We start from the raw sequence: 8,678 nt of genomic DNA, 5'->3' as shown, positions 1-8,678 counted from the left end.
CTCCCCTCTGGGGAGAGGGTTAGGGTGAGGGGGGGTGTTTTGTTATTTACTGTCAGACTTATATTCGTACTCGTAATAGCCATAATCCTGATAGCCGGTCGCGCGACGGAAGATGGAGTTCAGGATCACCCCTTTTACCTCAATCCCGTTCTGCTCGAAGCGGCTCAGGCTGGTTTCCACCTCTTTCAGGGTGTTCACCGCGTAACGCGCCACCATCAACGTGGTACCCGCATGGCGGCCAACAACGGCCGCGTCGGTCACGGCCAGAATCGGCGGCGTATCGATCAGCACCAGGTCGTAGTTTTTGCTCGCCCACTCCACCAGTTCGCTAAAGCGCTCGCTCATCAGCAGCTCGGACGGGTTAGGCGGCACCTGCCCACGAGGGATCAGGTCAAATTTCGGCACCGTAGTGGGCTTCGCGCTCTGGCTGATATCACCTTTGCCAAGCAGGATTTCCGACAGACCGTTAACATTGTTGGTACCCAGCAGTTCGTGGGTGTAGCCCTTACGCATATCGCAGTCGATCAGCAGCACACGCTTGTTGGTCTGGCTGACCACCGCCGCCAGGTTGGCGCAGACAAAGGTTTTACCGATTGACGGGCTGACGCCGGTTAACATCAGGACGTTATTTTTAGCCTGCATCATGGCGAAGTGCAGACTGGTGCGCAGGCTGCGGATCGCTTCGATAGCGAGGTCGGTTGGGTTACCTACCGCCAGCAGCTGGCTCTGTTTGTAACGCTTAACGCCTTTGATGGTTTTGACGCTGTCACGGGATTTTTGCCACTCAGACAGCGGAATGCTGGCATAGACGTTGATACCGTTTTCTTCCAGCACCTGCGGGCTTTCGATACCGCGGTTGAACAGCGAACGCAGCAGCACGCCAACGATGGAGAGCATCAGGCCGAGAATAATGCTGCCGAGAATGATCAGCGCTTTCTTCGGCTTCAGCACGCCAGGCTGGGTAATGGCCGGGTCGACAATGCGCACGTCACCCACGGTGCTTGCCTCGGTGATTTTCAGCTCCTGCTGCTTGTTCAGCAGCTGCATATAGACCTGCTGTCCGGACTCCACATCGCGGGTCAGACGCACGATCTCCTGCTGAGTTTTCGGCATCGCGGTCACGCGGTCATTGAGCTTCGCCTTCTCCTCTTCCAGCGTGCGGCGTTTCTCCAGCAGGGTGCGGTAGGCCGGGTGGCGTTTGGTGTAAAGCTTGGAAATCTCCGCCTCTTTGAAGGTCAACTCGTTAAGCTGCGCATCAATATTGACCATCGAATCGAGGACCGATTTTGCCTCCAGCGGCAGGTCAACAGAGTCTTTATCCTGACGGTAGGCGTTCAGCTTGTTCTCAGCATCATCCAGACGGCCGCGTACTTCCGGGAGCTGTTTCGCGAGGAAGGCCAGGCTTTTCGCCGCTTCAGCCGACTTACGCTCGACGTTCTGCTCAAGATAGTTGCGGGTAATGCTGTTCAGGATGTCGCGGATCTGATCCTTATCTTCACCGGTAAAGGTCATGCTCAGCACGCCGGTATCCTTACCGTTTTCGGTGACGGTCAGGTTGTTCTGCAGATTGTTGATCATCCCCAGCGTGGAGAATTTCGTGACGGTGAATTCACCGCCCTCCTGGGCATTGATCGCGCTGACCATCATGCTGACGCCATCTTTGGTGAGCATCTGCCCCACTTCACCACGCGCGCTAAAGCCCGCGTCGCTGGTCAGCTGGTACTGTTTCGGGCCAAGCACCGTCAGGGTAAAGGTCTGATCGGCGGCCCCTTTTGGCAGCACAAAGTCAGTAACCTTGACCGTGTCGTTGTTTCTGCCCATCAACCGATCCCAGCCCGCACCAAAGATCGGGAAGGTATTTTTGGTGACGGAGATATCAAGCCCAAGGTCATGGACCGTTTTACCCAGTACCAGTCGTGACTGGATGAGCTGAATTTCAGCATCGGAGGCCGGCGGCTTGTTCGCCAGCGCAGAGCCAATGTCCTGCACCAGCGAGTTGCCGGTATTCTGCTCGATCTGCACCAGCGCATCGGCGCTGTAGATGGGGGTGGCAAACAGCGTGTAGACGACGGCCGCAGCGGCAAACACGGCGGTAATGCCCAGCACCCACCACTTTGCCTCTACAACAGTGCCGACCAGGCGTCCAATATCAATTTCATCACTGCCCGAAGTCGGGGCGGCAGAAGGTCTTGTTTTTTCGGTCATTGTTATCCCTGCTGAGCTTTCAGTGCCTGCGCCCACTGTTGGGCAGACTGGTCAAGTAAGGTGTAAACCGCCTCAAAGGCCTCATGGCTTTTGCGGTAGGGATCGGGGATTTCACGTTCATTGTCCCAGTGTCCAAACAGCATCACCTTACCGCGCATCTCCGGAGCGATATCGCACAGCGCATGAATATGGCGTTTTTCCATCGCCAGAATCAGGTCATACTCGCGGCACATGCGGCCAGTGACCTGGCGGGCAACATGCCCGTCGAGAGAGAGGTGATGATCCCGCGCCACGATCGTTGCGCGCTCATCGGCACCTTTACCGACCAGTGCACCCAGCCCTGCCGAATCGACGGTCAGTTCGGGCTGGTAGTGTTTCAACAACCGTTCAGCCGTAGGGGAACGGCAAATGTTCCCCACGCATACCACCAGAATTTTGTTAAACATCGCGGATTACCAGGTATGAATGTCGCGCGCCGTATCCGTCATGTAGCGAACGCCACTGATGGTTGGCAGCAACTGGTTGATCAGACGGTTCCAGCGGGCAACCGGTGCGGTAGTGACATACACCACATCGTATGGCTGGAGACGGAACTCCGTCGCCATCACCAGAGAGGTCGCATCGGACATATCCAGCTGGTAGATGTTGGCAATCTTGCCTTTCGCGCTGCCCTCACCTTTCAGCGGACGGATCACGAAGATGCCGGTCGCGTTAGAGGTCGTCAGATCGATACCCTCAGCATTGCCCAGCGCTTCGGTCAGCGTCATACCGCTGAAGTCCATCTTGAGGGTGCTTTGTTTCTTCACTTCACCCATCACGAAGACTTTGAGATCGTCATTGCGTGGTACATAGAGGATGTCGCCCGGGTAAAGCAGGCGGTTCTGGGTCAGATCGCCGTTTTGCATCAGCGCCTGCAGTGAAATGCGCTGCTCCTTCCCGTTGTGGGTCAGTACCACGTTGCGCCAGTCGGCGCCGTCGGTTAACCCGCCCGCGGCGTTAATGGCATCCAGCACGGTCAGAGGAACGTTGGTGATAGCCTGCTGACCGGATTTGTTCACCTGGCCGGAGATGTAGGCTTTTTGCGAGCGGAATGCGGCGATATTAACGTCCACCTGCGGGTCGGCGATGTACTGCGCTAAGCGGCCGGTAATATCACTACGGATCTCGGCAAGCGTTTTCCCTGCCACATGGACTTTACCAATGTAGGGATAGAACATGGTGCCATCTGACTGCACCCAGTTACCGGTGTCGCTTGAGCTACGGTACTGGCCCGCTGGCGTGGTCAGTTCGGGGTGGTCCCAGACGGTCACGTTAATGACGTCTCCTGGCCCTACGCGATACTGGTAGGACGCGATTTCCTGGTCCAGTGACATATTCGGCTGGGCAACGTTTGGACGTGGGCGTAATTGTTCGACCAGACGAGGCGTAAGTGGATAAACATTCACCATTTTGTCGAGATCAAAATCGGCATCCTGTTGCTTGATCACATCCTTGCCCATTGTTGACATATTGCTGCCGGGAAAGACAGTGCAACCGCTCATCAAGGTCACAGACACCAATAATGGCATCAATTTCATTTTGGAGTTCATCATTGATTATTTATCACTTTGGCAGAGTAATTATCCTGTGCAATTTAAATACGTGTGAATCTAAAATGCATTAAGAATGTAGCTAATTAAATAAAAATATAACTAGCATCATTCCTAAAAAAAACGTTATTTGGCCAGTCACTGTTGACAACGGAATCATGGCTCATCCACACACATCCAGGCACGCTACCGCCCTTGGCTTCCAGCTACCAATACGCTATAACACGATGAATTGCAGGCAAAAAATCGCCAGATTTTTTGCATTTGAAATAAATGGAGCATTCATAATACGCAGGCACTATTTCGTTAGTCGCTCAAAAAAAAACAACAACCAGTAACAGAAGATATCCTTTTTCAGGCTAATAATCTTGTAACAGCTAATCCCAAAACAGGCAAGAAAACGGGTTCCGAACACCAAATTTTAAGAATTTGTTTAGAAAAGCAGTTTATTTTTAAGAATTTCTTTATATTGACAGCGTTATCATTGAACATCTTTTAATGCGATATTTCTTAATTTTGTTATTTCAGATAAATACAGACTTTCTAGATGAATTAGACTTATTATTCCCGGTATTATTAATTTAATGATTATTGAGAGAAATCTCATACTGACATTGCAATTTCCCCCAGCTTTATCCATGATCGAATTGTGTCATTCGTCATGTTACAGAAGGTATTGCTACTACTATGGAATGGATTGCCGATCCCTCAATCTGGGCCGGGCTGGTTACGCTGGTCGTCATCGAGCTGGTGCTCGGGATTGATAATCTGGTTTTTATCGCCATCCTCGCTGAAAAACTGCCCCCTTCCCAGCGCGATCGCGCGCGCGTAACGGGGCTGCTGCTGGCGATGGTCATGCGGCTACTGCTGCTGGCCTCTATTTCCTGGCTGGTCACGCTCACTCAGCCTCTGTTCTCCATCCACGGTCTGAGCTTTAGCGCCCGCGATCTGATCATGCTTTTCGGCGGCCTGTTCCTGCTGTTCAAAGCCACCGTGGAGCTCAACGAGCGGCTGGAAGGCAAAGACAGCGAGAACCCGACCCAGCGCCGCGGGGCAAAATTCTGGCCGGTGGTCGCGCAAATCGTGGTGCTGGATGCGGTCTTCTCCCTGGACTCGGTGATCACCGCCGTCGGGATGGTGGACCATCTTGCGGTGATGATGGCCGCGGTCATTATTGCCATCACGCTGATGGTCATGGCCAGCAAGGCACTGACCCGTTTTGTGAACAGTCACCCCACCATCGTGATCCTCTGTCTGAGCTTCCTGCTGATGATTGGCTTTAGCCTGGTGGCCGACGGCTTTGGCTTTCATATTCCGAAAGGCTACCTGTATGCCGCCATCGGGTTCTCCGTCATGATTGAAGCGCTTAACCAGCTGGCGATATTCAACCGCCGCCGCTTCCTTTCCGCCAATCAGACTCTGCGTCAGCGTACGGCCGACACGGTCATGCGCCTGTTAAGCGGTAAGAAAGAGGATGCGGAGCTGGACGCCGAATCCTCCGCCATGCTGGCCGACCACAGTGATGGGCAGATCTTTGACCCGCAGGAACGACGGATGATTGAGCGGGTGCTCAATCTTAACCAGCGTACGGTCAGCAGCATTATGACGTCGCGGCATGATATAGAGCACATTGACCTGACGGCCCCGGAAGCGCACATTCGCGCCCTGCTGGATAAAAACCAGCACACACGCGTGGTGGTGACCGGCGGGGAAGCGGAAGAGGAGCTGCTGGGCGTGGTGCACGTCATTGACCTGCTCCAGCAGCAGCTTCACGGTGAGCCGCTTAATCTCCGCGTCCTGGTTCGCCAGCCGCTGGTCTTCCCGGAGGGGCTGCCGTTGCTTTCCGCCCTTGAGCAGTTCCGTAACGCGCGGACCCACTTTGCCTTTGTGGTGGATGAGTTTGGTTCGGTGGAAGGACTGGTCACGCTCAGCGACGTGATGGAAACCATTGCCGGTAATCTGCCAAACGAGGTGGATGAGATTGATGCCCGCCACGACATTCAGAAAAACGCCGACGGCTCGTGGACGGCAAACGGCCATATGCCGCTGGAAGATCTGGTGCAATATGTCCCGCTGCCGCTGGATGAAAAGCGGGAATATCACACCATTGCCGGTCTGCTGATGGAGTATCTGCAGCGTATCCCGCAGCCGGGCGAAGAGGTTCAGGTAGGCGACTATCGGCTTAAAACGCTACAAATTGAAAACCATCGCGTGCAGAAAGTTCAGCTGATACCGCTGCGGGATGAGGAAGAACTGGATTTTGAGGTGTAAAAAAGCCGGGTGGCGCAACGGCGTCAGGCTTTTGTAGGCCGGGTAAGGCGAAGCCGCCACCCGGCACAACAGGCATCACAGCTTATCCAGCAACTTCTTCACATCCTTGCCGTCCTGCGAATCTTTATTACGATCCGCCCAGCCGCTCAGCCGACGTTTCGCTTCATCCTGCAGATGCTTGCGCAGGATCTGATCCACCTGGAGGCTATAATTCAGAGCCTGCCATTTGCCGTAGACGCTCAATGGGACCGGCGTTTCTTTCAGGAAGTCGATGAGCTTACTTTCTCCCTGCCAGCCGGAAAGTACCCGCACGTTAAAGCGAGTGTCCGCCGTCTCTTTGACCAGATCCAGCTTACCTTCGCCCGTCAATGATAAGAGTGAAGAGGCACCCTGCATTCCGTCGAGAGAGAGTTGTCCGTTGTCCAGCGTCAGGTCCGTGGTGAAGCTGTCGAGTCGCGTGGCGCTGTCGTAGTTCTCCTGGGCTTTCACATCGCTGCTGCGCTCCACCGCCTGCTGTACCAGCTGCTGGAAGTTGAGCCCTTCCATACGGGAGTTTTTCAGATCAAGATGCGCCTGCCCTTGCCACTCGCGGCGGAAAGCCTCGGCATCAATTTTCGTGCCGGAGAAGTCCCCCGCCAGCGTCAACTGCCCCGTCAGGGATATCGGGTAATTAAACGCGTTCAGGATGGTTCCTATCTCAACGTTATCGAGACGCGGCTGGAATTCGGCGCTGGCAACGTCTTTACGAACATCCAGCGTGCCGGGCAGCGAGAGGTGCCCTGCGCCCATCTTGCCGCTCAGCTCGGAGATCACCAGCAAACCGTTATGGTTAAACATCTGGCTGCTCACGTCGGTAAAGTCCATGCCGCGCCAGCGCAGGCTATTGGCTTTCAGCAGAATATCCGCCGTGAATCCGCGTAGGACGTTATAGTCAGGCTGATCGAGATTCGACGAAATAACCGGGCGTGATACCGCTGCCTGGCTTTGCCCCGTCTGCGCCGCATTGCTGTCCGTGGCGCTGGCTGGCAGAGGCGGCAACAGATTTTCCAGGTTGAGCTTGTCAAACTGCAGATTCAGCACCCACTTCGGCTTTTCTTCGAGCGTGACGCTGGCCTGCCCTTTCAGACTACTGTCATTTGCCTGCAGGTTGAGGTTATCCAGCTCCAGCTGTTTTTGTTCCTCGCGCCACACGGCCTGCAGCGTCCCCTGCCCGGCGATCCCCTGGGTGGGAAGATCGGCCCCCGTCAGTTGCCAGTCCAACTGCTGAATGTCGGCGGTGAGCTGGTGCGGATAGTCTGACGCGTTAACGCTGGCATTCAGCGACAGGGTCAGATCGCGCTGATCGCGGTTCACGCGCCCGCTGAATTCCACCGACGCAATATGGTGTGCATCCTGTTCCATCTGCAGGTTAATGTTGCGAACGGTGACCTGCTCTTCGTGCTCATGCTGGAAAACCAGTACGCTATCGGCCACTTTCAGTTTGCCAATATCAAAGGACCAGCCTGTATCAGACGGCTCATCAGGCAGGGTGTTTTCGCGCGGTGCCACCGGCGCGTTAGCATCACGCACGGCCTCGGTTTGCGGGGTGAGCTGAATCACCGCACCTTTCAGCATCACCTGATTCACCTGCAGCTGATGGGAAATGAGCGGGATCAGCGCCACATCAAGGCGCATGTTGTCTGCGGAAACCAGCGGCTGGGATGCCCCCGGCGCCGTGAGCGACATGCGGCCAGAGAGAATACTGAGCTGCGGCCAGACGTGCCAGCGCAGCGGCCCATCAAGCTTCAGTTGATAACCACTGCGTGCCTCGACCTGCCGCACCATGTAAGCGCGGAAGTCATTGGGGTTAACCAGCAGAACCAACGCCGAAAGGCCAGCCACCAGCACCACCAGCAAAATCATCAGCGTTGTCAGAACTCTTCTCATGGCATCCTCAATGGACTAACGATCAGTCTTTATCAATACGGCTGGCAACCGCACCCTGCTGGTCGCGATATTTTGCGTCCTGGCGGCGGTTATACGGCCTGTCTGCCGGGCCTGACAGCGGTTCAAAACTCAACGCGCCGATCATCATGCCCGGACGAAGCGCCAGCGGCAATTTACCGGCATTGAAGAATTCCAGCACGATACGTCCTGACCAGCCTGGATCGATACGGTGCGCGGTCACGTGTACCATCAGCCCCAGTCGCGCCAGCGAAGAGCGGCCATCAAGCCAGCCGACGAGGTCCGCAGGCAGGGTGACGGATTCAAATGTAACCGCCAGCGCCAGTTCTCCCGGATGCAGATAAAAGGCTTCGCCGTCGTCGATAACGATTTCATCACTCATCACGCGATCGAGCGCGGCGCTGACTTCGTCCTTCGGACCGCTGAGGTCGATGAACGGTGCGGTATGGCCGCTAAAGGTGCGGAATTTATTCCCCAACCGGACATCAACGGTCACCCCATTGATACGCTCAACAGGTGGACGCGGGGTAATAGACAAACGGCCTTCATCCAGCCAGGCTTCTATATCGCGATCACAAAGACGCACGCCTCTTTCTCCTTTCATGCAACGTACCCTGAGTCGGTAAGCGCTCAGGGTAAAACCAGGTTATCTCTGAACGGTACACAATT

At 55.2% G+C, this 8,678-nt stretch carries 6 protein-coding genes; 1 reads left to right on the top strand and 5 read right to left on the bottom strand.

The annotated features are described in order from the left end of the window. Positions 1–42: 42 nt before the first annotated feature. From wzc to ACMWJS_RS11495, 3 genes are read right to left on the bottom strand one after another with little or no spacing between them, the layout of a single operon-like run. On the bottom strand, positions 43–2,205 hold the full coding sequence (gene wzc / locus ACMWJS_RS11505) for a tyrosine-protein kinase Wzc (protein WP_048028312.1): 2,163 nt from the start codon (positions 2,203–2,205) through the stop codon (positions 43–45). Between the two features lie 2 nt (positions 2,206–2,207). Beyond that, positions 2,208–2,651: a low molecular weight protein-tyrosine-phosphatase Wzb gene (gene wzb, locus ACMWJS_RS11500; protein ID WP_045908628.1), complete on the bottom strand. Its 444-nt coding sequence runs from the start codon at positions 2,649–2,651 to the stop codon at positions 2,208–2,210. A gap of 6 nt (positions 2,652–2,657) precedes the next feature. Continuing rightward, the gene (locus tag ACMWJS_RS11495; protein ID WP_008499413.1) at positions 2,658–3,797 is read right to left on the bottom strand and encodes a polysaccharide export protein; all 1,140 of its coding nucleotides are present in this window, start codon (positions 3,795–3,797) and stop codon (positions 2,658–2,660) included. Positions 3,798–4,481: 684 nt separating this feature from the next. Between ACMWJS_RS11495 and ACMWJS_RS11490 the strand changes: the two genes are divergently transcribed. Beyond that, positions 4,482–6,065: a TerC family protein gene (locus ACMWJS_RS11490; RefSeq protein WP_196346848.1), complete on the top strand. Its 1,584-nt coding sequence runs from the start codon at positions 4,482–4,484 to the stop codon at positions 6,063–6,065. A gap of 75 nt (positions 6,066–6,140) precedes the next feature. On the opposite strand, the gene asmA is transcribed toward ACMWJS_RS11490, so the two are convergent. After that, on the bottom strand, positions 6,141–7,991 hold the full coding sequence (asmA, locus tag ACMWJS_RS11485; protein ID WP_414747080.1) for an outer membrane assembly protein AsmA: 1,851 nt from the start codon (positions 7,989–7,991) through the stop codon (positions 6,141–6,143). A 22-nt stretch (positions 7,992–8,013) separates the two neighbouring features. Continuing rightward, positions 8,014–8,595, bottom strand: a complete 582-nt coding sequence (gene dcd, locus ACMWJS_RS11480; RefSeq protein WP_024908111.1) for a dCTP deaminase — start codon at positions 8,593–8,595, stop codon at positions 8,014–8,016. Between the last annotated feature and the right edge of the window lie 83 nt (positions 8,596–8,678).

Origin of the sequence: Enterobacter sp. HK-058-C-ECC, assembly GCF_047531125.1 — a bacterium.
Classification (GTDB): Bacteria; Pseudomonadota; Gammaproteobacteria; order Enterobacterales; family Enterobacteriaceae; genus Enterobacter; species Enterobacter quasiroggenkampii.
This window is presented reverse-complemented; position numbering and strand designations above follow the sequence as displayed.